The sequence below is a fragment of the Streptomyces sp. NPDC037288 genome (assembly GCF_055603265.1).
In genome coordinates this window covers 114,083-137,374 of sequence record NZ_JBVJVY010000002.1, presented here as the reverse complement: position 1 = coordinate 137,374, position 23,292 = coordinate 114,083, and the positions used below count along the sequence as shown (strand labels likewise).

At 72.8% G+C, this 23,292-nt stretch carries 17 protein-coding genes and 1 pseudogene; 8 read left to right on the top strand and 10 right to left on the bottom strand.

Translation table 11 applies throughout. The features are described 5' to 3' along the window. Nucleotides 1–158: 158 nt before the first annotated feature. Nucleotides 159–926, top strand: coding sequence for a hypothetical protein (locus ACZ7GZ_RS02980; RefSeq protein WP_471020430.1), 768 nt, complete (start codon nt 159–161; stop codon nt 924–926). 103 nt (nt 927–1,029) lie between these two features. Here ACZ7GZ_RS02980 and ACZ7GZ_RS02975 read toward each other — a convergent pair whose 3' ends face one another. Beyond that, nucleotides 1,030–1,830 carry a GntR family transcriptional regulator gene (locus ACZ7GZ_RS02975; protein ID WP_471020427.1) on the bottom strand — a complete coding sequence of 267 codons (801 nt, stop codon included), beginning with the start codon at nt 1,828–1,830 and terminating at the stop codon, nt 1,030–1,032. 376 nt (nt 1,831–2,206) lie between these two features. Between ACZ7GZ_RS02975 and ACZ7GZ_RS02970 the strand changes: the two genes are divergently transcribed. Continuing rightward, nucleotides 2,207–3,250: a DUF2637 domain-containing protein gene (locus tag ACZ7GZ_RS02970; protein WP_471020426.1), complete on the top strand. Its 1,044-nt coding sequence runs from the start codon at nt 2,207–2,209 to the stop codon at nt 3,248–3,250. A gap of 162 nt (nt 3,251–3,412) precedes the next feature. Here ACZ7GZ_RS02970 and ACZ7GZ_RS02965 read toward each other — a convergent pair whose 3' ends face one another. The 8 genes and pseudogenes from ACZ7GZ_RS02965 to ACZ7GZ_RS02930 all read right to left on the bottom strand — a co-directional run bounded on the left by ACZ7GZ_RS02965 (nt 3,413) and on the right by ACZ7GZ_RS02930 (nt 14,246). Further along, a complete protein-coding gene (locus tag ACZ7GZ_RS02965) occupies nt 3,413–3,886 on the bottom strand; it encodes an ATP-binding protein (protein WP_471020424.1) in 474 nt (157 codons plus the stop codon). Nucleotides 3,887–4,416: 530 nt separating this feature from the next. Then, the gene (locus ACZ7GZ_RS02960; protein WP_471020422.1) at nt 4,417–6,276 is read right to left on the bottom strand and encodes a protein phosphatase 2C domain-containing protein; all 1,860 of its coding nucleotides are present in this window, start codon (nt 6,274–6,276) and stop codon (nt 4,417–4,419) included. Nucleotides 6,277–6,625: 349 nt separating this feature from the next. After that, nucleotides 6,626–7,813 (bottom strand): SGNH/GDSL hydrolase family protein, encoded by a 1,188-nt coding sequence (locus ACZ7GZ_RS02955; RefSeq protein ID WP_471020421.1) that lies wholly within the window; start codon nt 7,811–7,813, stop codon nt 6,626–6,628. Between the two features lie 309 nt (nt 7,814–8,122). Next, nucleotides 8,123–8,427, bottom strand: a pseudogene (locus tag ACZ7GZ_RS02950) (alpha/beta fold hydrolase); the annotation flags it as partial. 163 nt (nt 8,428–8,590) lie between these two features. Further along, nucleotides 8,591–9,091 carry a methylated-DNA--[protein]-cysteine S-methyltransferase gene (locus ACZ7GZ_RS02945; protein ID WP_471020420.1) on the bottom strand — a complete coding sequence of 167 codons (501 nt, stop codon included), beginning with the start codon at nt 9,089–9,091 and terminating at the stop codon, nt 8,591–8,593. Further along, entirely contained in the window at nt 9,088–10,500 is a 1,413-nt protein-coding gene (locus ACZ7GZ_RS02940) for a DNA-3-methyladenine glycosylase 2 family protein (RefSeq protein WP_471020771.1), read from the bottom strand. Before ACZ7GZ_RS02940 ends, ACZ7GZ_RS02945 begins: the two co-directional genes overlap by 4 nt. A gap of 141 nt (nt 10,501–10,641) precedes the next feature. After that, on the bottom strand, nt 10,642–11,742 hold the full coding sequence (gene rsgA / locus ACZ7GZ_RS02935; protein ID WP_471020419.1) for a ribosome small subunit-dependent GTPase A: 1,101 nt from the start codon (nt 11,740–11,742) through the stop codon (nt 10,642–10,644). Nucleotides 11,743–12,407: 665 nt separating this feature from the next. Further along, a complete protein-coding gene (locus ACZ7GZ_RS02930) occupies nt 12,408–14,246 on the bottom strand; it encodes a GmrSD restriction endonuclease domain-containing protein (RefSeq protein WP_471020417.1) in 1,839 nt (612 codons plus the stop codon). Between the two features lie 657 nt (nt 14,247–14,903). On the opposite strand from ACZ7GZ_RS02930, the gene ACZ7GZ_RS02925 reads away from it, so the two are divergent. The 4 genes from ACZ7GZ_RS02925 (at nt 14,904) to ACZ7GZ_RS02910 (ending at nt 19,226) form a co-directional block, all read left to right on the top strand. Then, nucleotides 14,904–15,488, top strand: coding sequence for an ImmA/IrrE family metallo-endopeptidase (locus ACZ7GZ_RS02925; RefSeq protein ID WP_471020416.1), 585 nt, complete (start codon nt 14,904–14,906; stop codon nt 15,486–15,488). Continuing rightward, nucleotides 15,481–16,833: a DUF6545 domain-containing protein gene (locus tag ACZ7GZ_RS02920; protein WP_471020415.1), complete on the top strand. Its 1,353-nt coding sequence runs from the start codon at nt 15,481–15,483 to the stop codon at nt 16,831–16,833. Before ACZ7GZ_RS02925 ends, ACZ7GZ_RS02920 begins: the two co-directional genes overlap by 8 nt. 78 nt (nt 16,834–16,911) lie before the next feature. Beyond that, entirely contained in the window at nt 16,912–18,237 is a 1,326-nt protein-coding gene (locus ACZ7GZ_RS02915; protein WP_471020414.1) for an FAD-dependent oxidoreductase, read from the top strand. A gap of 41 nt (nt 18,238–18,278) precedes the next feature. Further along, entirely contained in the window at nt 18,279–19,226 is a 948-nt protein-coding gene (locus tag ACZ7GZ_RS02910; RefSeq protein ID WP_471020412.1) for a phytoene/squalene synthase family protein, read from the top strand. Nucleotides 19,227–19,288: 62 nt separating this feature from the next. Here the strand turns inward: ACZ7GZ_RS02910 and ACZ7GZ_RS02905 are convergent, their stop codons facing one another. Beyond that, on the bottom strand, nt 19,289–20,014 hold the full coding sequence (locus ACZ7GZ_RS02905; RefSeq protein ID WP_471020411.1) for a helix-turn-helix domain-containing protein: 726 nt from the start codon (nt 20,012–20,014) through the stop codon (nt 19,289–19,291). A gap of 1,103 nt (nt 20,015–21,117) precedes the next feature. On the opposite strand from ACZ7GZ_RS02905, the gene ACZ7GZ_RS02900 reads away from it, so the two are divergent. Both ACZ7GZ_RS02900 and ACZ7GZ_RS02895 read left to right on the top strand, forming a co-directional pair. Beyond that, nucleotides 21,118–21,321: a cold-shock protein gene (locus tag ACZ7GZ_RS02900; RefSeq protein WP_471020410.1), complete on the top strand. Its 204-nt coding sequence runs from the start codon at nt 21,118–21,120 to the stop codon at nt 21,319–21,321. A gap of 86 nt (nt 21,322–21,407) precedes the next feature. Continuing rightward, entirely contained in the window at nt 21,408–23,138 is a 1,731-nt protein-coding gene (locus ACZ7GZ_RS02895) for a DEAD/DEAH box helicase (protein WP_471020408.1), read from the top strand. Nucleotides 23,139–23,292 lie beyond the last annotated feature (154 nt).

The following is a 23,292-nucleotide window of genomic DNA, read 5'->3' as shown; positions in this document are numbered from 1 at the left end:
GTGGCCGCGACGGCCACAACCCGCCCCGCGCGCACCCCACGACTTTGTGAAATCTTTCACCCACCCTCTTGGCCCGGCCCCGCGATTGGTGCTGGAATGCCGCCACCACTCAACAGCTCGATGGCGTGCTCGGGGAGGGCAACGTGGCGCATACCGCCATGTCTGGTAACGGAACGACCCCAGGTGACGATCCGCTCCAGACCGCGGTATGGCGGCTGCGCTCGCGGGCCTGCTGGGCTGACGCGGCGGCGCTGCTACCGCCCGACACTCCCGCCACGGCCCTGCAGCGGGCCGTGCTGCTGGTCGAACGGTGCCTGTACACCGAGCGGGGCTGGGAGGAGGCGGAGGACGCCCTGCGGACGGCGGAGGCACTCGCGCACACCGACGAGGAGCGGGGGGCCGCCGCGTGCGAGCGGGGTCAACTCGCCTACACGGCGACGCTGCACGGGGTGCGGGACCGCGCGGACGAGGCGCGGGCAGCACTCGGCCGGGCGGCGGCGCTGATCGCTCCGGGCGCGCCGGGCCGGGCACTGCTGGACTTCCGCCGGGGGCTGATCGCCGAGAACCTGACCCGCTCCGCGCAGGCGGCGCGCGCCGCGTACCGCCGGGCGCACGCGGGCGCCGCCGCGCACGCGGACCCGCTGCTGCTGTCCTTCACGTGGCGTCACCTTGCCGGACTCGCGCTGCGCGAGGGCGAGTTGGCCGAGGCCCGGCACGGCTTCGCCGAATCCCTGCGGATCCGCGAGGAACTGGGCTATCTGGTGGGTACGGCCCCTGCGCTGGCCTCTTTGGCCGACGCGGAGTGCGAGCCGGAGGCCTCCCGGCTACGGGAGGAGGCGCGCCGTCTGTTTCGGCTGCTCGGGGGTGTACCGACCTGGCTGGCACGGCAGTTGTCCCCACCGGCGCCGGGGGTGGCCACGGCGTAGGGGCGGGCACCGTCTCGTCACCGGGTGCGGCCGGCGGCGCTGATCGCGCGGTTCCCCGTGCCCCGGCGACGGCCTGGACCTCGACGGCGCTCCCCGCACCCGCTCAGCACGCGCCCGCGAAGTGCTCCTCCACCAGCCCCCGCACCACGTCCGCCTCCCCGGCGATCAGCGCGTCCAGCAGCGCCATGTGGTCCGCCGCGTCCGCCACGAGAGACGTCCGGCCGCGCCGAACCGGTGGCCACTGCGACCGCCGGTGCAGATCCGAGGCGATACGGACCAGCTGCTCGTTGCCCGACAGGGCGAGCAGCGCCCGGTGGAAGGCCCGGTCGGACTCCGCGTAGGTCGCCGGACAGCCGGACGCCGCCGCCCGTACCGTCTCCTCCGCGAGCGGACGCAGCTCGGCCCAGCGCTCGCCCGGCACGGTCCGGGCCAGCCGCAGCAACACCGGCACCTCGATGAGCGCCCGCACCTCCGCCAGCTCGGCCAGCTCCCGCGCCCCCCGCTCGACGACCCGGAAGCCTCGGTTGGGCACGACCTCGACGGCGCCCTCCAGGGCGAGCTGCTGCATGGCCTCGCGCACGGGCGTGGCCGAGACACCGAACCGTTCGCCGAGCACCGGCGCCGAGTGCACCTCACCCGGCTTCAGCTCCCCGGTGACCAGCGCCGTCCGCAGCGCGTCCAGGATCTGCCCGCGCACCGAGGAGCGCTGCACCGCCGGCCGCGGCCCGGCAATCGGCCGCTCACTGTGCGTGTGCTCGCCGCGCGCGCCGGGCAGGGCGGTGTCCCGCTCGCGGCAGCCGTCCGGGGCGTCCTCCGCGCGCGCCTGCGCGGGCACCCGGGCGGCGCCGGGCCTCCGGCGCTCCGGTGTCCCCGCCTCGGCGGAGCCCTGTGCGCTCTGCTTCACGGCTCCTCCTGGCGGGCTTGTCGGCACTTGGGTCATTAACGGCGGGTTGTCGCTTGTCCGTCAAGCACCTTAGGCGCCCGAGGCGGGAGTTCCAATTCACCCCCGAGGAAATAAGGCAAGGCTTACCTATGAGGATCCCGGAACAGGTGATTCACACGCTCCCCACCCGTCACGGAAAATTTCCGCGGAACCGCGCGTCCGGGTAGTCTTATTCGAACTCAATTCCCAACGCTCACGCGGCAGTTCGAGCAGAACGCCGCCCTGGACATCCCCTTGCACTTCCTTGGCGGCCTCTTGCCCCGAAACCCCCTGAGGGCCCTCGGGAGTGGGCCACTATGGCGGGCGTTACGCCCTATCCCAATGCAAGGGACCCCTGATGAGACTGACCGACATATCGCTGAACTGGCTGCTTCCGGGCGCCGTACTGCTCCTGGGGATGCTGGCGGCGGTGGCGGTGCTCGCGCGCGGCAAGCGCTCCTCCGGGGAGAACGCCAGCGCGGACGACTCGTGGGAGCGCAGCGAGGAGCGCCGCAGACGCAAGGAGGCCATCTACGGCACGGCCTCGTACGTCCTTCTGTTCTGCTGTGCGGCGGTCGCCGCCGCCCTGTCCTTCCACGGCCTCGTCGGCTTCGGCGAACAGAACCTGGGACTGACCGACGGCTGGCAGTACCTGGTGCCGTTCGGCCTGGACGGCGCGGCGATGTTCTGCTCCGTCCTCGCGGTGCGCGAGGCCAGCCACGGTGACGCCGCCCTCGGCTCCCGGATCCTCGTGTGGCTGTTCGCCGCCGCCGCGGCGTGGTTCAACTGGGTGCACGCGCCCCGGGGCGCCGCGCACGCGGGCGCCCCGCAGTTCTTCTCCGGTATGTCGCTGTCGGCGGCCGTCCTGTTCGACCGCGCGCTGAAGCAGACCCGACGGGCCGCGCTGCGCGAGCAGGGCCTGGTGCCGCGTCCGCTGCCGCAGATCCGTATCGTCCGCTGGCTGCGGGCCCCCCGCGAGACCTACCGGGCCTGGTCGCTGATGCTCCTGGAGGGCGTGCGCAGCCTGGACGAGGCCGTGGAGGAGGCCCGCGAGGACAGGCGGCAGAAGGAGGAGACGCGGCAGCGCCGACGCGATCAGCAGCGGATCGAGCGGGCCCAGCTGAAGGCCATCAGCCGGGGCCACCGCGGCTTCGTCGGCCGCGGCGCCCGGCAGGTCGAGGTGCAGGCGGTGGAGCGTGGCCCCGCCCCGGCGACCGCGGAGCCTGCCATATCCACCGCGGAACAACTGCCCGTACGCGCCCGGCCCTCCCTGCAGCCGGTCCGCAGCGCGTCCGCTGAGCAGGTGACCGTCGACCTCACCGCCGAGGACGACACCATGGCCCTGCCCCGCCTGGACTCCCTGGAGCGCAAGCTGAAGGACCTGGAGCAGCAGTTCGGCTAGGTCCGTCACGCCGACGCGCCGGGGGCATGACCGCACGGGTCACGTCCCCGGCGCGTTTCCGGGCGACGCGACTGCGCCTTCCTGACAGGCGCGAGGCCACGGGAGCGACCGGCCACGGCGAACCGCACCCGAAGAACCGGCCTTCCCGCCCGTCGCGAAGCCTCACGCCGCCTCGGCGCCCAGTTCGAACCACACCGACTTGCCCACCCCGTGCGGCCGTACGCCCCAGGCGTCCGCGAGGGACTGCACCAGCAGCAAACCGCGCCCGTGGGTGTCGTCGTCCGTGTCCGGGCCTCTCAGATCCGGTCTGCGGGCCACGAAGTCCCGTACCTCCACGCGCAGTCCGCCCCGCTCCACCACGGCCGTGAGGACCGCGTCGTCGTCGGTGTGGACGAGCGCGTTGGTGACCAGTTCGCTGGTGAGCAGTTCGGCGATCTCCGAGCGGCCCGGTTTGCCCCAGTGCCGCAGCAGATCGCGCAACTCCCGGCGGGCCACGGGCACCGCCCCGAGATCCGCCCGCCCCAGCCTGCGCCGGAGCCGGTGCGCGTGTTCCGTGGTGGTGTCGGCCTCTTCCCCCGTCGTCGCCGAGGAGCCCCCGACGACCGCGGGACCGCCCCCTCGTGCCTGACTCTTCATGACCCCCGCCCGCACGCCGCTGGACCCTGCCCCTCCTGGTCGAACACGTTCACGGAGGATGCTTGCCCAGCACGAACCCGGGCAGTCCTGGCAGATGCCCGATGACCGGAGGTTCGGCCACGGCCGTACGGGGTCCGGACCGCCCGCCGGGCCGCGCCGCACCCGCCTCGCCGGCCTCCCGTAGGGCGCTGGGCGCCACGGACGCCCCGGGACGGCAAGGCAGATGCGTCCGGCACCGGCCGTCGGCACACCGTCACACGCCGTGAAAGTGGCCGAAATCCGCTCCCGTTCTGGCGGGTTCAGGGGCGCGGTGCCGTGCGCGGGAGGCCGGCAGCGCGCACGGGGTGACCGTCTCGGCGCTGATCTTCGGCGCGACGGACGGGGCGCCGGGGCCGGTGTCGATGCCCACCCGGGCCGGTCCCTCGGGCCTGAGGGACGTCCCTGCGGGCGTCCCTGAGCGCGCCGGTGCGCGTGCCGGTGCGCGTGCCGGTGCGCTGCCCGGGCTTCTGCACCCGCATCCGCGGCAGCGGTTACGCCTCCCACACGGCCGCCGCCGTACGGTCGTCGGCGTAGCCCTTGACCCGCACCTGGGCGTCGGCGAGGAACGCGGCGAGGCCCGGCGGGGTGCGTGAGGACCAGCGGCGGGCCAGATAGGCGCAGAGGGCGGCCTCGCCGCGCAGCGGGTCGGCGAGGCCCGCGCTGCACATCACCAGCGCGTCACCCGGGCGGGCCACCGAGGCTCGGAACCGGAACGGCTCGCGGGGCGGCTCCGGCGCCGGCTCGTACGGGCTCGGCGGGGTCGGGATGCCGAGATCCATGGTGAGCCGGTCGCCCCCGGGTGTCTCGGCAAACGTTTTCGCGGGCGTTGCCGGTGGGGAGCCGAAGCCGGCGACGGACGCACCGCTGCCGTCGTCGGACATGACGCGCGGCTCGAGGTCCTGCCACTCCCCGTCCCGCAGCCGGAACAGGCCGCCGTCGCCGACCCCGAAGAACACGCGCGTACGGCAGTCGGGGTCGGCGGGCAGCAGCAGACAGCGCAGGCTCGCCGTGTACTCCCCCGGGTCGACGCCCCGTTCCACCGCGCTCACCCGGAGCTTGCCGAGGCTGCGGTCGGTCAGCCGGTGCAGGCCCGACTTCAGGTCGCCGCACCGGGCGGCCCGGATGTCCGCCACCAGCCGGTGACGGCTGCGGCCCACGGCCCACCCGATCCACCGGCACGCCTCGGCCGCCACGAGATGCGCGCCCGGCGTGCCCCGCACCCCGGTCGCCATGGCGACCAGCACCAGCGCCTGCTCCCCCGTCCCGAACCGGGCGGTCAGCAGCGAGTCCCGCCGCGGCTCGCCCCGGTACCGCGCCGAGTCCCCGCGCAACGACACGGCCCGCAACGTACACGCGCCGTACCGGGCCCCGTCCAACACGGTGTCCGCCACCAACTCCCCCAGCCCCTCGGGATCGGCGGCCGGCAGCGCGGTCGGCTCGGGGTCGTAGGTGGGCGGACCGGAGCCGACGTGGTCCAGGGAGGAGGGGGGAGGGGACGCAGTGATGGGCGAGGGCGCGGGTGAGGTGGCCGGCGCGGGCGGGGGTGCGGAAGCGGCGGGCTCGGGCGGGTCGGGGGTGGCGGCTGCCGGGGGCGCTTGCGGAGACGAGAGGTGCGCCGGCGTGTCCTGCGGCCCGGGGAGCGAGACGGGCTCCGGGAGACCCTGCGGCCGAGCGCGCGAGTCGGGCCCGGCCGCATCCTGCGCGGACCAGCCGGTGAGCGGGGCTGCGGGCGAGGCAGGGCTCCCCTCCTGCGCGGTGCGTTCGCGGGGCGCTGGGCGATCCAGCGGCGCGGCGGGCGCGGCGGGCGCTGACGGCTTCTCCGGCTCCGGGGGCGACGCGGGCGCGGGCGCATCCTGCTCGGACCGGCCGGTGGGCGGCGCGGCCGGGGGCTGCTCCTGCGCGGTGTCTGCGGCGGGCGTGGACGGATCCTGGGGCCGAGGGGGTGGGGTGGTGGGTGCCGACGGGTTCCGCGCCGCCGGTTCCGTGGGGGGTGCGGGGGGTTGGCCGTCGGTCGGTCGGGGTGGTTCGCGGCGGGTCGGGGGCGGTTCCCACGGGGTGCGCTGGGGTGGCGGTGTGGTCCGGCCCGCCGGCGTGTTCCCCGGGGGGTCCCCACGGTCCGGCACGTCGGCGCTGCCGGCCGCACCGGCGGCGGCTCCGGCCCGCGTGCCCGGTCCCGGCCCGCCCGACGGTGGCGGGACCGGCCGGCCCGTCACCGTGCGCTTCGCGGAGGCGAACCGGTCGTCCAGGGAATCGGGTGCGGCCGTGGGTCCGGTGTCCTCGGTGGAGTCGTCGTACAGCTGTCCCCACCAGTCGTCCTCAGGACGGGCGGGCCTTCCCCCCTGCTGGCTCATGCCGCTCATTGTCCACCGCACGGGCGGTGTGAAAACGGTTCATCGGGAAAATCCGGCGCATCGGCCCCGCCGCACGGCGCGTCGGGTGAGGGAGTGAACAGCCGTACGGCAAACGGGAGATGACGGTGGACGGCCGCCGGGCGGCCCGCCCCCCACGGGAGGACCACCCGGCGACGTCGCACGCCTGCTGATCGCGGGGGCGTGGCTGGGCACGGTGCTGTGGGGCTGACCCGTCACCGCCCTAGGGCAGACGCGGACGAACCGGACCGGCGACGCCCACCGCCTCGCCGGACCACGCCCCCCGCACCCGGGTCCGGGAACCGGTGTCACCGTGCGCCGGAAACCGGTGTCACCGGGCCACTGCGGCGAGCGCCCGGCGGACCGTGTCCGCGACCGCCGCCATGCCCGTGTCGTTGAAGTGCAGGTGGTCGCCGGGGTCGTAGGCGGGCAGGAGGCGGGTCGGGTCGGCGGGGTCGCGCAGGGCGGCGTCGGCGTCGGCGACCGCGTCGAAGGCGCCGCCGGTGCGGATGAAGGCGTTCACCCGCTGCCGTACCGCCTCGCGGGCGTCGGTGTACGCGGGGAAGCCGCGGTACGGGGTGAGGGTGACGCCGACGACCCGGACGCCCCGGGCGTGGGCGCGGGCGACGAGCGTGCGGTAGGCGTCGGCGTACGCGGTGACGTCGTCGGCGGTCGGTGTGCCCTTGATGTCGTTGATGCCCTCCAGGACGACCAGGACCCGTACCCCGGCCCGGTCCAGGGCGTCGGCGTCCAGGCGGGTGAGGGCGCTCGGACCGGCGCCGTCGTGCAGCAGACGGTTTCCGGAGATGCCGGCGTTGAGGACGCCGAGCCGGTCCGCGCGCACCTGTTCGGCGAGCCGGTCGGGCCAGCGGTGGTTGGTGTCGGGGGTGGAACCGTTTCCGTCGGTGAGGGAGTCGCCGAACGCGACGATGCTGCCCGCGGCGCCGCCGAGGACGTCGACCCCGGTGACGTAGTACCAGCGGCTGATGGCGGTCGTGTACGCGGTGCCGTTCTCGTCGGTGGCCCGGCCCGCCCCCGCCGGGGCCAGGTAGCTGGTCTGCAGGGCCGTCTGGTGGTAGGTCGCGGGGCCGTTGTCGGCGGGGGTGTACACGGTGACGAGGAGGTCGGTGGCGGCCGGGACGGACAGCGGCACCGGGTCGGTGACCATGTCCTGGCCGGGCGGGACGGTGACACTCGGGGCGCCCTGGAAGGTGGCGGTGCGCAGGGTGCCCGGCACGGCGTCCGCACCGGCCGTGCGCAGCGCGACGGTGACCGCGCCGAGGTGCAGGGGCGCGGTGCCGAAACGGTTGCTGAGCCGGATGCGCACGGCCGTGCCGCCGACGCTCAGGTGGACCACGTTGCGGACGGCGGCGCCGGGCAGCGCGGCGGCGGTGCCCGACGGCGCGGTCTCCCAGCTGCCGGTCCAGGGCGGCGGCGCCGGCTCCGCGACGGCCGGTGCCGTCGTGCCCGGCAGTATCGCCAACAGCAGCACCGCTAGGGCCCGTCCGACCTCGGCCATCTCCGCACCCGTCCTTCCCCGTGGCTCGTCGGAGCAGACCGTGCCACACGGCCGGGCCGCGCCGCCGCACCTTCGGCGGCGGTCCACCCGCTCGGCGCAACGGACGTCGGACGGCTGCCCCGGGGCGCGGAGCCGATGTGCGGGGCGCGGGCGGCGTGCCGGGCGACCGTCATGGCCGTATGCGGCGAGGCGGAGCCCGCGCGTCCGGCGTCACGGCGGCTCGGCCGCCCGGCCACCGTCGACCCGCGCGGCCGACCGCGGACCAGCCCCGCAGGACGGCTGGCGCACCACCGGCTGGCCGCGTCCGGCGGAGTTCGTGAAGTCCAGCATCAGGCGGTTGGCCTGCTCCGCGTGGTCGGTCTGCGGGCCGTGGCCGGCGCGGGAGACGATCTCGGGCCTGGCGCCCGGGTTCAGGCGGGGAACGCGCTCGGCCTGCCGGTCCGGGTGCACCAGGGGGCTGCGCCTGCCGAGCACCAGGTACGACGGCGTGCGGATGGCGCCCGGTTCGGCCTCGGTCAGGGGCTGCGGCACGGGCCGGCGGATGCGAGAGGCGCGCACACACCGGCCCTGATCACGGCGCACGGCTCCGGCACGACCAGGACCGGCTGCTCCAGCCCTCTGCGGCCCGGGGTCAACCCCCGCACCGAGGCCGTCGGGCTGCCGGCCCATGTCCGCCGGGTCCGGCACCGGCGTCCTGGCCGGCCGGCGGGACGCGTACTCCGCCACCGCCGTCCTCACCTGCCACCTGGACCGGATCTTCCGGGCCACGGGCCCGCGTCAGGGCGCGCCGGCGGCGAGCGCGCCCTCCAGCGTGAGCAGCCACACCTTGCGTTCGACTCCGCCCGCGTACCCGGTCATCGCCCCGTTCGCGCCGATGACCCGGTGGCACGGGCGCACGATCAGCAGGGGGTTGGCGCCGATCGCGCCGCCGACGGCGCGAACCGCCGCGCGCGGTGCGCCGATACGCGCCGCGATCTCGCCGTAGGTGGCGGTGGCACCGTACGGCACCTCGTCCAGCGCCGCCCACACCCGGTGCCGGAACTCGGTGCCGTGAGCGCTCAACGGCAGCCGGAACTCCCTGAGCTCACCGGCGAAATAGGCGGCGAGCTGGTCCGCGGCGGCGCGGAACGGACCGGTGTCGTGCCGCCAGCCGTCCCGCACCGTCCGCCCGCCCTTCTGCCCGGGCACGGACAGCGAGGTGAGCGCCCCGTCCGCGTCGGCGGTGAGCAGCAACGGGCCCACGGGAGCCTCCAGTCGGGCCCAGTACACGCCGGTCATCGGCTCCACTCCCCTGCCCTGCGCAGATGCTGGACGGCGTACGAGCGCCAGGGCCGCCAGTCGTCGGGCACCTGCGCGCCGGGCGGGGCGACGTCCGGATCGCCGAGGGCGCGCACACGGAGCGCGGCGACGGTCGCCGGGTCCATGCCGGGCAGGGCGAGCAGGGCCTCCTGCGCGTCGTCCCGGTCGGCTCCCGGATCCAGCCGTACGGTGCCGTCGGCCAGGGCGGCGGCCAGCGCGCCCAGCGGGCCGCCGGGCCCGGCCTCGGCGAGGACGGCGGGCTCGGGGAAGAGACGGGTGAGGCTGCCGCAGGGCGCGTCGAGCACCTTGCCGTACCGGCGCACCAGCTCCTGTGCGCCCTCCCTGCCGACCAGGGCGCGGACGGCCGGCTCCAGCGGGTCCACGGTGCCGGGCGAGCGCAGTCCGGGCCGGGCGGCGACCAGCGGACCCAGCCGCGGGTCGGCGCCGAGCCGCTCGTCGACGGCGTACGGGTCGGCGTCGAGGTCGAACAGGCGCCGCAGCCGCTGCACGGCGGTGGTGAGGTCCCTGGGGTCGGTGAGATGCAGCCGCGCGTCCAGCCAGCCGCCCGGACGGGTGGCGGCGTTGCCCCTGGACCCCCGGGTGCGCTCCTCGACGGCGACGAGCCCGGTGCCGTACGGCAGCCGCAGCGTGCGCCGGTAGGTACGGCCGCCCGGCGCGCCGGAAACCTCCTCGACTCCGGTTACCGCCTCCTCGGCGAGCTGGTCGAAGACGGCGCCGGCCTGGTACGGGCCGCGGTAGGCGAGCCGCAGCGGTATCCCGGCGCCCGGCGCGGGCCGGCGCATCCGCCGGCCCCGCGCACCGCCCCGGCCGCGGTGGGCGGCGGCCCGCAGCTCGGTCGGCGTCGAGGCGTACACCTCCCGGACGGTGTCGTTGAACTGCCGCACGCTGGCGAACCCGGACGCGAACGCGATCTCCGTGACCGGCAGGACGGTGGTCTGCAGCAGCACCCGCGCGGTGTGCGCCCGCTGCGCCCGGGCGAGCGCCACGGGCCCGGCGCCCAGCTCCGCGGTGAGCTGCCGCTGGACCTGCCGGGCGCTGTACCCGAGCCGCGCGGCGAGCCCGGCGACGCCCTCGCGGTCCACCACACCGTCGGCGATCAGCCGCATGGCCCGCCCCACGGCGTCCGCCCGCACATTCCACTCCGCCGACCCCGGCACGGCGTCGGGACGGCACCGCCGGCAGGCCCGGAACCCCGAGCCCTGTGCGGCGGCGGCCGTCGGGAAGAACCGCACGTTGCGCCGCTTCGGCGGCACCGCCGGGCAGCTGGGCCGGCAGTAGATCCCGGTGGTCTCGACGGCGAAGAAGAAGACCCCGTCAAACCGCCCGTCCCGACTCCGCACCGCCTCGTACCTGGTGTCCTCGTCCATCACGTGTTCCAGTGTGGGGCGGGGAGCAGGGTGGGGCCAGCGGGATTCGGACGTCGCGCTGGGGCCGCGGGGAGGCGCGCCGCCGGGGCGGCCGTGCCACTGGGGCGACGCCCGTCCCCGGCCGGCCGCAGCACACGGCGCCTAACGGAATCGTCCTCGCTTGGCCTCCATCGCGGCCTTGCCGACGGCACCCCTCCTCTTCCAGTCCCGCCGCAGCTCCGCACGGACCCGCGCGTCCGTCTTCGCCACGATCCACTGGTTCTCCCGCACGAGTTTCCGGTAGCTCTCCAGCCGCCGCACCGCAAGCTCCCCGCTCTCCACGGCGGAGCGCACCGCGCAGTCCGGCTCGCTGTCGTGCGCGCAGTCATGGAAACGGCACCGCCCGGCCAGTTCCTCGATCTCGGCGAAGACCTGGCCGACGCCGCTCTCGGCGTCGTACAGCCCCACGCCCCGCAGCCCGGGCGTGTCGATGAGGACCCCGCCGGAGGGCAGGGCGAGCAGGTTGCGGGTGGTCGTGGTGTGCCGGCCCTTGCCGTCGACGTCCCGCGCGGCCCGTACGTCCATGACGTCCGCGCCGACGAGCGCGTTGGCCAGCGTGGACTTGCCCGCGCCGGACTGGCCGAGCAGCACGGACGTACCGGAGCCGACCAGTGCGACGAGGACGTCGAGCCCCTCGCCGTGCAGGGCGCTGACGGGGAGCACCGCCACACCGGGCGCGCTCGTCTCGACGTCCTGCACCAGGTGGGCCAGGGTGACCGGGTCGGGCACCAGGTCGGCCTTGGTGAGGACGACGACGGGCTGGGCGCCGGACTCCCAAGCGAGGGCGAGGAAGCGTTCGATGCGGCCGAGGTCGGGGTCGGCGGCGAGCGACACGGCGACGACGGCGTGGTCGACGTTGGCGGCGAGGATCTGCCCGTCGGACCGCTTGGAGGAGGTGGAGCGCACGAAGGCGGTGCGGCGCGGCAGATACGTCCGTACGTAGCGTGGGTTTCCGCCGGGCTCGACGGCGACCCAGTCGCCGGTGCACACGACGCGCAGCGGGTCGTGCGGGGTGACGAAGGCGGTGTCGGCCCGTACGACGCCGTCGGCGGTGACGACGTCGCACTGACCGCGGTCGACGCGGACCACCCGTCCGGGCAGCAGGCCTTCGGAGTCGTAGGGTGCGAAATGGTCCGCCCATGCCTCGTCCCAGCCGTAGGGAGCGAGAGCGGAGAAGGCGGAGAACACGAAGCTGGAAGTCAAGGGAGACCCTTCACAAGGGTGGGCCCCGGCATACGCGCGTCGTGCGCGGTGAGGTCAGAGAAGTCGTCAGCCGGTGGCCGCGGAGGTGGACTTGATGAACTTCTGGATGCCGGCAGCACCCATCACAGAGACAGCCATCGGTCACACCTCCCGTTCCTCACCCGGTCGACAGCGGCGGCCAGCAGCCGCTGCCCGAAGCCATCCCAACCTAGATGCGCGCGTACTCGGGCGCCACCGATTTTCCGGCGGGGTCATAGGCCGTGCCTGGACTCGTCTTCGGTGCCCAGGCGGCGATGGCAGTCGCGCATGCTGTCGCTGCCCGGCGTCGGCGCGCGGCAGCACGAGGGCCGGTGCCCGCTCGACCTGCCGGCAGCCGGCCGAGACGTCGTCGGGTGTTTCCTCGATGCCGCGTGCCGCCCATCGCAGGGCCTCGTCCGGGCGGCCGGCGGTGTGCAGTTCGCGGGCGACGCTCAGGTGGGTGCTGCCGTCCGCAGCGAGGTCGGCGCGTGCACGGCGACCCACCCGTCGCCGACACCGCCTGCAGGGCCTGTTCGCCGTAGGCGTGGGCAGCGGCGCACTCGACGTAGCCGTACGTGCGAAGGAGCGTGGCCGGGCCGATGTTTGCTTCACCGGGTTGATCACTGTGCGTACGAGGATCTCGTTGATCACAGATCGTCGGTGTCATCCGCTGTGTCGAGACTGACCCCCGGATCCTCGGCACCCGGCTCGTCGTCCAGGATCGGCTTGCCCATCACGTCCGAGATGCTGCGGAGCAGCGCCGCTCTGCGGGCGGTGAAGAATCCGTCGAAGTCGTCGGTGGCCATGAGTTCCGGTTGGGCCAGGTGGGAGCGAATGCGTTCGGCGACGCTCTCGTGAGGGGTCTGGGCGGTCCTGACCAGACGACCCAGGTAGTCGGAGGGGGCTGCCCCTCCGATGATTCGGTTGGTGCGAGCGGTCAAGGGGGTCTTGTTGATGATCGAGTTGTAGTCGGCGGGGGCGTACCCGGCTTTTTCGCACCACGTCTTGGGAAAGATGTGGTGGATGTCGATGGACTCGTCGAAATACCCGGTGACCTCGGCCTTCTCTCCGGTGCGCCAGTCCAGGGCCCCCGCCTTGAGCAGGAGTGCGTAAATCCCCTTGTAGGCGGCGCTGTTGCGCGTACGCAGAGTCAGCAGACGTCCTGGGGCGAACTGCGCGGCGGTGACGGTCCGGGGCTCTGCCGCATCCTCGCGGATCCAGTCGACGACATCCGGCAAGTCCTGGCTGAAGCGCGTCTCGGTCGAGCCGCCGTAAAGCTCCCCGAACACACCGCACCAGTACCAGCGGGCGAGCTTGTGCTGAGCCCCGGCGCTCTGTGCGGCATCTCCGGCCAGGGCCAGGATCGCGGCAAGCGGTATCAGCTGAGTCCCGTAAGGCAGGAACTTCGTATCGAAGAGAAACTGCCGGTGCAGGAACTTCGCCGCCGCCTTGAACCCGTCGATGACGGACGGCGCAAAGCGTACGTAGTCCTCCAGCGCGAGGGCGAGCATGTCCTTGCGCTTGCAGCCGATGCGTGGCAGTCGCTCCTCCTCCGTCCCGCGTTCGGCCTCGCGCCCGCGCCGCTCGGCCGTGGCCAGCAGGGTGACCGCCTGGAGGAAGTCCGTGTTCGAGACCTCGCGAAGGATGCGGTACTCGGGCGCCTTCCAGGCAGCCCGGCATTCCCGCTCCCAGTGGTCGCGTAGATCGAACTCGTCCGCCGCGTAAGTGGCGGTCAGCAGCTCGAAGACGGTCAGGGTGACACCGCCGGTGTTGACCTTCTCGAACACCTGGCACACAGCTTGGCGAGGAGTCGCCTGCCCGAGTTCGATGACGGGTACGTGGTAGCGGTCGAAGGGGCGGACGAACGCCTCGTTGAAGTCGCGCCACAAGGTGCGCTTGTCCTTGTCACCGTCCCAGTGGTCAGTGAACTCGTAACCCCAGTCGCCGCCGTCGAAGACGGCGTGAAGCGGGAAGAGATGTGCCTCGTACTCGCGCTCGGGAGTCGAGTAGTCCTCGACGACCTGCCCCCGGAAGTTGAGGACCCTGCGCGTTTCCGGCAGAAACCGGATGGCGTCCTCGCGGTCGCTGTTCTCGTCGAGAGCCTGAACCATGTCGACGTAGAACCAGCCCGACACCTGATGCTTGCGCAGGTCCTGGGTGACCACCGGACCTTTCAGCTTCAGGGACTGGAACAGCGACGTCAGCCGCTGCTGCCCGTCGAGTACGAGCGTGTCGGGCTCGGGGTCGCCGGCCGGGGTGGCCCCTTCGATGGGCCGGTACTTGAACCGGACGTCGCCACCCGCCTTGAGCAACATGACGGTGCCGACGGGATAGCTCAGCGAGATCGACGCGAGGAGGCTGGCGATGTTCGGGTAGGGCCACACCCAGCCCCGCTGGAACTCGGGCAGTTGCGCCTTGCCGACCTCGACCTGCCGCAGCAGATCTCGCAGGGGCCGCTTGTCGATGCTGAACGCTTCGTCGGGCACATTGGCTCCTTGAGGCTGCCGGTCACCAGAGGTGGGCGCCTGAGATCGACTCGTCTCGTGTCATGGAAAAACTACTGTCTGTCATGACATCGGGTGCCAGAACTGCAGAACAGCTCGAGATTTCCTCAGGGACCCGCCTGCTCCCGCCTGCGCCTGCGCCGGGCGCGGCAGGGCCGTCGGCCCGGGTGCGCGGCCGGCTTGCCGTACGAGGGATCGCTTCGGCCACCGTGCGCGGCCCACCCCTCGGCGTTCCGGACCTATAGTTGACGACGCGTTGGTCGACACGCTTTGAAACACTGTCCGGGTCTGGTGACTTGAACGCGGTTTCCGGGGTGTGGTCGGGGCAGGGTGAGGAGATCGGATGACGGGGTGGATCGCGCGATCCGCCGCAGGAGCGGCCACCGGGGCCGTACGAGCGGGCCTTCGAGCCGCGCGCCGGGCACGGCTCCTGCGACCGGGCGCCGCGCATCGATCGGCTCGCCGGCAGTGGCGTCACTCCTGCGGTACCGCGCCACCCGGACATGGTCACCGCGCCGCGCGGACCGCCGCCCTCGTCGACGCAAGGTGCCGTGGCGGTCCGCGGGTTCGGCCCCATGGGTTCGGCCGGCGTGCGGTGGCCGCGGTCCCGGGCGGAGGGGAACGAGGATGCAGCCGATCGTGAGAACGGGCCGTCGGCGACCGCAGTGGCCCCGCTGGATGGGCACGGTCAGGGAAGAGCTCGCCATACGCCGCGAAACCCATGCGGCTGCCCGGCAGATCCGCAGAGACCTGGGCCTCTCAAGCGTCCAGAGCATCGACGGTCTGGTGGAGCTCGTCGCCGAACGGCGCGGCAACCCCATCTCTGTACTGTACATCGACATGCCGCCCACCGTCAGCGCGTTCTCTCTCGCCACCCCGGACCAGGACTACATCGCGGTCGACGAGTACGCCAGCGAACTCACTCAGGTGAACTCCATCGCCCACGAACTGGGGCATTTCCTCTTCGACAAGGCGGAGGACGTCAGGGTGCCCGTCGGGGCGGGCAACGGCAGCCCGCTGTCGAGGGAGCTGGCGGTCCAGCTCACACCGGCGCTCAACCCCGATACGGTCACCGCCTTCTTCCAGCGGTCTCACTACGACTCGCCGGTCGAGCGAAAGGTCGAGGCCTTCGCCACCGTGGCACTGGACCGCAAGATCGCGCTGCAGGAGTCCGACGCACACGGCTTCGCCTTCAGCTTCACTCACCGGAGGACTGGTGTCTGAGAGCAGCGCGACCACTGTCTACCTGGTCATCGCCGGCCTCCATCTGACGATCGCCGTCTGGAAGGCCTCCGCTTTCGTACGTTCCCCTTCTTTCGCGCTGGCCCTGCAGGTTGCCACCCACGGATTGGGCGGCATCGTCTACGTGGTCGCCTCTCCTCTCGGATACCGGAGTCTCGGTTCGGCGACCGGTCAACCGTGGTTCCCCACGCTGCCGATCTACCTGGGCATCCTCCTGTGCTTCGGGACGCAGCACCTTTTGACGATCTTGTGGACCCCGTCCCGGTCGGATCAGCCGTGGCGGGTCCGGCGGCGGATCACGGCCTGGGCGGTCGCCTACGGCATCTCCTTCGCGGTCATGGTCGTCGCGTTTGTGACCACGGATCTCGGCCGATCGGCCGATCCGCTCAAGTTCAACACCGACCAGGTGAACCATCCGCAGGTGCAGGTCTTCCTCAGTGTGTTCCTGACCATGCTCACCTGCGGAACGGTGCACACATGGCGTCGCACGCGCCGTGCGCGGGCCGACGACAAGGCCATCATGCACTCCGTCCGCTGGTACGGGCGCAGCATGCTCGTGACGTCCGGGTACGTGGCGTGTTCGGCGCCCGCAGCCGCAGCCGCCGCCCTCGGTCACCACCAACTCGACGACGTGGGGGTGCTGGGCTCCGCCTTCGGCGTCGCGGGATCCATCATGACGTGCTACGGAGTCTCCGGAGCGGCGTTGAGCAAGTGGCTCGGCGAACGTCGGGACATCGCGGTTCTGCAGCCGTTGTGGGATCTCGTCGTCGCGGGGGTCGACCAGGAGCTGTCCCTGGGCCCGGGGCACCGCCGGTCGGAGCACGGCGACCGGCAAGCCTCAGCCGGTCCCGAGCGATCCAAGCCCAATCGCATCTTCAACGTCCGGTGGACGCTTCATCGACGAGTGATCGAGATCCTCGACGGGATCCGGCAGCTGGAACGGCGCGCCTGGATCAGCGACCTGCCGGTGCAGGCCGTCGCGGGCCTGTACGGCGAGGCCATGAAGTCCGACGCCTTCCGAAGCGAACTGGGCCTGGGCAAGAAGGGCCTGACCCCCCACGAACTCGAAGCCGCCGCCACGGCCGCAGTCCTGCGTGACGCGGTCGAACGCCTTCAGGCGGCAGGCCCTGACGGCGCGGCACCGGCCGCTTCTGCCGGGCCCGCGCTGTTCGCCCCGGGAAAGAACACGCCCGCCGCCCAGGAGAGGACCCGACTGGTGCGCCTGGCCCGGGCCCTCCGCTCCCCCCTGGTGGACTCGTCGCTACAGGTGGTCCGCTCCGCCCAGGAGGGCGAAGGAGCGCCCCGGACCCGCGCAGCGGCACGATAGTGTCCCGTCGGGTCGCTCTTCCCAGCGACGCACCCATTCGAACGGAGCTGAGCCGTCACGGGCTCGGAGGGGAGCGCCGTGCAACGGGCAGTTGTGCTTGGTGGAAGCTACGCGGGCCTGTTGGCGGCCCGCGTGCTGAGCGACTTCGCCGAAGAGGTCGTCATCGTGGAACCGGACCACCTCGACGGTGAGGCAGTCGGCTCAGGCGCACCGCACCGGCAGCAGTTGCACGCCCTGCTCGCGATGGGGCACGCACAGCTGGAACGCTGGTTTCCCGGCATCACCGGGGAGATGACCGCGGGCGGTGCCCTGGTCGGCAGCGGCCCGGCGGTCCGGTTCTACGTCGACGGCAGGCCACGCCCACCCCTGGACGACGTCGACATGCTCGGCGCCACGCGCCCGTTCATCGAGCGCACCGTACGACGGCGCACCCGGGACCTGCCCAACGTGCGCTTCCTCGCCGGCCGCGGACAAGGACTCCTGATCCGAGGCGACCGCGTGTGCGGCGTCCGCTACACCCCGGCCGGGCACGAACACGAGCCCGAGCGCGTGACGACGCTCACCGCCGACCTCGTCGTCGATGCCATGGGCCGGTCGAGTCCGCTCAGCCGTTGGCTCGACCAGGAGGGGTGGCCCGTGCCGCCCGTGGAGCGGATGCGGATCGACCTCGGCTACGCCACGGCCGCATTCCAGCGGGGCAGCGAACTCCCGGGGACAGTGATCGCCCACTCCGCCCCGGGACCCGACAGCGGCTACCAGCCCGCACGCTGCGAACCCGGAGCACTCGCGGCGGTCGAGAACAGCCGGTGGACGGTCGTCCTGGCCGGTTACGCCGGTCACCGCCCTACCAGGGACCCACGGGAGTTCGTCGCCAGAATGCGCCGTTGCATCGCCCCGCTGCGGGAGGTCGCCGAGCACTGCGCGCTGCAGGGCGACGTCGGCACGTTCCACTTCCGCGAGAGCCGGCGCCGCCTGTTCCGTGCGACAAGTCGCTTCCCGGGCGGACTGGTCGCGGCGGGCGATTCCATGGCCTGCGTCAACCCGGTCTACGGGCAGGGGCTCACCCTCGCCGCTCTGCAGGCCGGCGCGCTCGCCGGGTACCTGCGCTCCGGAGCCGCGCCGCATGCTCCGGCCTGGGACTACTTCCGTCGCGCGGACGTCTTCGTCGACGCGGGGTGGAAACTGTCGACGACCGCCGACCTGGCCCAGCCTCACGTCACCGGTCCCTACCCCCGCGGCTATCCCCTGATCCGCTGGGTGGGCGACAAGATCACCCGAGCATCGGTCCGGGACCCCGAGATCAACCGCGCCTACATGGACGTCGTCCACATGCGACAGCATCCGCGAACCCTCACCCGCGCCCACGTCCTGCTGCGCACGGCCCGCGTCCTCCTGGACCGCTGACCGCCCGTACCCGTACCAGAACCACCAACCGAAGGAGAGCAGTGCCCCGATGGCCCGCGGCCCTGACCGAGGCCGGCATCACTGACCCGACGCTGCGGCGCGCCTACGACGCCCAGCGCGACCTGGTACGCAAGTTCGCCCTCCACCAGTACCTCGCCACCCGGCTGCTGCTCCCCGCGAAGCTGCATCCGTCCGTCGTCGCCATGGTCGCCTTCATGCACGAAACCGACGAGCGGATCGACGCCGGAGAGGTCGGCGCCCGCAAGGAAGCACTGGGTTCATGGCACCGTGAGGTCACGGCGGCACTCGATGCAGGCCCCGGCCCGGGGGCTCCCGCGTCCGCTCTGCTCCGGGCGCTCGCCGACACCGCACGCCGATGCCCGCACACGGCTGCGCGCGTGCACGACTTCCTGGACGGGGCGCCCGTCGAGGCCGAATGGACCGGCTTCGACAGCGAGGCCGACTACCAGGCCTACATCGACGGTTACTCGCTACCCGCCCTGATGCTCACCGCGTCGCTGATCGCGCCGGCGCCGCAGGCAGGTGTGGACGAGTTGTTCCTCCAGGGATGCCGGGCGCTGATCGAGGGGTGGCAGCGCGTCGACTTCCTGGCCGATCTCGCCGAGGACGCCGAGCAGGGCCGCATCGGCATCGCACGCGAGGAACTTCACCGGTACGGGCTGACCGTCGAGGACCTGCGCGGCAAGTCGCAGGCATGCGTGCCCGCTCTGGGGCGGCTGGTCGGCGCGCAGGCCGGTCTCGCCGAGACCGCGCTCACCGCGTGCCGGGGGCTGCCTGATCTGGTCGACGCGCCCTACCGGCCGTTTCTGCGAGCCCTGATCTCCCTCCAGGTTCTCCACCTCCAGGCCGTACGGCGCAAGGGAGGTTCCCTCCTGCACGGCGGGGCGCGACCGTCGGTCCCTGCCGCCCTCGGCGTCCTGGCGCGGCAGTATCGCGCGGCGAGAAGCGTGCGGCGCCCGTCGAGGTGACGGCCGGTCTGGCCCGGCCGGCCGGGCGCCACGCGGCCGCGGACCGCATCGGGAAGCTGTCGTCAATCGTCGTGCTTGGCCAGGCCTACCGCGTTTCTGAGGATGCCCATCACGCTCCTGCGGTGTCTGGCCGGCAACGAGCGCATGGTGGCGGCGAGTTCGCTGAGTTCAGGGTCCTCGTCGCCCCCGTCCGCGGCCGCCGGCGCCTGGGACGCGCGCTGGGCCGTTTCGACCACCTGGTGGATCGCCGCCTGCAGCTGCCGTGACAACTGGTCACTGCCGGCCGACACGCTTCCCCGCAGAGCCACGCGCTCCACCCGCCGGCCCTTGAGTTCGGCGATCAGCCGTGCCTGTTCCAGGACGGGCTCAAGGGCCGCGAGGAGAGCCGTCTTCGGTCCGAGCGTGAAGAAGCCCGGGGCGTTGAAGAACTCCGCCAGGTCCTTGCTGACGTCGAATCCCGGGTTGCGCGAGCCGTTCAACAGGTTGGTGATCGTCGACTTGGCCACACCGACGGCGTCGGCGACCTCCTGGAACGTGTGCTTGCGCCCGTTCTCCTTGAGCCTCGTGTCCAGAAGGAACCGCAGGCGGTCCTTGAAGGGCGGGTCGACCTCGTCAGGGCTGACGGACTCCCCCGCGAAGAGTTTGCGGACCGTCGCCTCGGCGATGCCCGTTTCGTGGGTGAGCCGGTCGAAGTTGATCACCTCGATGGTGTGGCCCAGTTCCTCGAGCTCCGCCTTGATCGATGCCAGGGCCGCCGCGACGTCCTCCACCCCGGTGGTCTTCTCCATAAACAGGCGGTCTCCTGCTTCGTCGTCGGTAAACCCGCGTGGGCGGCGCACTGAAGGTTAGCGCCAGGAGGGCGCGCACCGCACCAGGGGGGACACATTTGTAGCCCATCGAGGGGCCTCGGTGGATGATCTAGGCGCCAATTGACATCCGCGAGTGGGTGCAGCATGATCCGTGAACGTGATGGAGTTCTCGCCTCCACAGGAGACATAAATGAGCGTTGCATCATCACGGCCCTCGCCGCCCACCGATCGCCGGAGCGCTGCCACGCCGTTGGCTGCCCCGAGGTCCGGCGGTGCGCCGGGGCAGGGTGGCGAACCCGGGGTCGGGCCACGGGGTGCCGGCCGGTGGTGCCGGTGATCCGTCTCCGGACGGCGAAGCGGACGGCCGTACCGGCTCGGTGGTCCCGCGTGGCCGCAAGACGGCGCCGGGGCCGGTAGCAGGGGATCCACGGCCCGCCACGTACGCCACCGACCGTCGACCGTGATGAAGACCTCTTCCTCGTGCCGCCTCTCCCCCGCCGGGGCCGTCGGCGCCGCAGCGCGTTCGCGCGGACCTGCCCGGACTTCCCGCGCCAGCGGCGGACCGTCTCGGACGGGACGATCACACCGCGCCGGAGCAACGGCTCCTCGACTCACGGAACCGCTCCCCACGACAACAGCCCCTCCCCGTCACGACCGAGGCGGAGAACACCTCGCTCGTCGGTCGAGGTGACAGTGCCGACCTGCGGCAGGAGGGCGTCGCGGCGGACTGGACGGCCGTGCACCGGGGCGAGTCCCGGCGCCGGCCCCTGAAGCTCCGACGGTCACACCGCCACAGGGGAGCGGTGTGGCCGTCGGATCGGTCCGGTGCGCCGGCGAAACCGAAGGCGGGCCGGCCAACGGCCGCCTTGCGAAGCGGTCTTGACCGCAGAGCGGCACGCGCCCGAGTCGCCGCGGATCTTCCGGTGAACCACTGCGGTCCGCCGAGCTGTGCTAAGATTACGGCGTTGCAGTTGTGGTACCCATGAACCTATGTGCGCCTGACGGGAATGTTTCTCCTTCAGGCGCATTATTTGTTTCCGGCATCTCCGGATGGGGCCTCTGCCTACAGATCGGAGAAGGTCATGGCACAGGGAACCGTGAAGTGGTTCAACGCCGAAAAGGGTTTCGGCTTCATCCAGCAGGACGGCGGCGGCCCCGACGTCTTCGCCCACTACTCGAACATCGCGACCCAGGGCTTCCGTGAGCTCCAGGAGGGCCAGCGGGTCTCCTTCGACGTCGCGCAGGGCCAGAAGGGCCCGCAGGCGGAGAACATCGTCCCCGCCTGATCGCCGGACGCGTATCCGCTCACCGGGGTCCGCACCGCATGGTGCGGACCCCGGTTTGTGCTGTTTCCAGGAAGGCAGACAACCGCATGTCCCGCAGGCCCCAGAAGCCGAACCGGCGCGCCTCGTCACCCCGACCGTCCGCATCGTCGCCGCATGAGTTCCGGCTGCCGGAGAGTACGACGCCCGCACTTCCCGCCGTCGAGGACTTCGCCGGTCTGGACATGCCCGCGGGACTGCTGAAGACCCTCACCGCGCAGGGCGTGACCACCCCCTTCCCCATCCAGGCCGCCACGCTGCCCAACTCGCTCGCCGGCCGTGACCTGCTGGGACGGGGACGCACCGGCTCCGGAAAGACCCTCGCGTTCGGGCTCGCGCTGCTGGCCCGCACGGCCGGACTGCGCGCGCAGCCCAAGGCACCCCTCGCCCTCGTGCTGGTGCCGACCCGTGAACTCGCCCAGCAGGTGACCGACGCCCTGACCCCCTACGCGACGGCGGTCAACCTCCGGCTGGCCACCGTGGTCGGCGGGCTGTCCCTCACCCGGCAGGCCGATGCGCTCCGGCGCGGCGCCGAGGTACTCGTGGCGACCCCCGGCAGACTCAACGACCTCGTGGAACGCGGGGACTGCGTGCTCGGCCAGGTACGCATCACGGTGCTGGACGAAGCCGACCAGATGACCGACATGGGCTTCCTGCCGCAGATCACCAAGCTGATCCAGCACGTACGGCCCGACGGGCAGCGCATGCTCTTCTCGGCCACCCTGGACCGCAACATCGACCGCCTGGTGCAGCGGTTCCTGACCGACCCCGTGGTGCACTCCGTGGACCCGTCCGCGGGGGCGGTGACCACCATGGAGCACCACGTGCTCCACCTCCAGGACGAGACCGACAAGAAGGCGGTCACCACGCGCATCGCCGCCCGTGACGGCCGGGTCATCCTGTTCCTGGACACCAAGAGGTCCGCCGACCGTCTCACCAAGCGGCTCCTGGCCGTCGGTGTGCGCGCGGCGGCACTGCACGGGGGCCGCTCCCAGCCGCAGCGCAACCGCACCCTGGAGCAGTTCAAGAACGGCCAGGTGACCGCGCTGGTGGCGACGAACGTCGCGGCCCGGGGCATACACGTCGACGACCTCGACCTGGTCGTGAACGTCGATCCCCCCACCGACCACAAGGACTACCTCCACCGGGGCGGACGCACGGCCCGCGCCGGCGGCTCCGGCAGCGTGGTCACACTGGTCCTGCCCGACCAGAAACGGGACGTCACCCGGCTCATGTCGGACGCGGGCATCCGCCCCCGAACGGCCCGCATCACGTCGGGCGACACGGCACTGGCCACCATCACCGGCGCCCGCGAGCCCTGCGGCGTACCCGTCACCATCGAGGTCCCCCAGCCGGCGACACCGCAGGGCTCCCGCCCGGACGGAAAGACCGGCACGAAGCCCGGCAGGCGATCCGGCCGCCGACGCCGGAACGGCGGCGGGGCCGAAGCGGCAGCAGGCGCTGCCACCGGGACGGCGAGCCGGGGCTCGGACCGCCGGGCCGCGGCCGGGGGGCCGGCGTCAGGCGGCGCCTCCGCGGCCGGCGGGCGCGGTGCTGCCCGGCGGGCCGGATCCTCCGGAGCCGCGGGAGCTGCCGGCGGCGCGGGCGCCCGCAGAGCCGACCGCCCGTCCGCGACCGGTGCGGCGACCGGCACCGCCTCCGGCAAGGACGCCCGCGGATCCCGCCGGCGAACGGCGGCCGGCGGAGCCACGGGCGGTGCTGCCGGGACCGGCGGCCGCGGCTCCGACCGCCGAGGCGGTCGCCGCACCTCGGCCACCTAGGGGTCTCGTCCGGACCAGCCCGGGTCCGCGACGCCCGGCACGGCACCTCGCCGCGCTGTCGGATCACCCGAGTACGCCCGGTACGCGGGTGATCCTGCGCCTTGCGAGGCACCGCACCGGACGCCGCGGCCTGATCCGACCTGATCCGGACGAA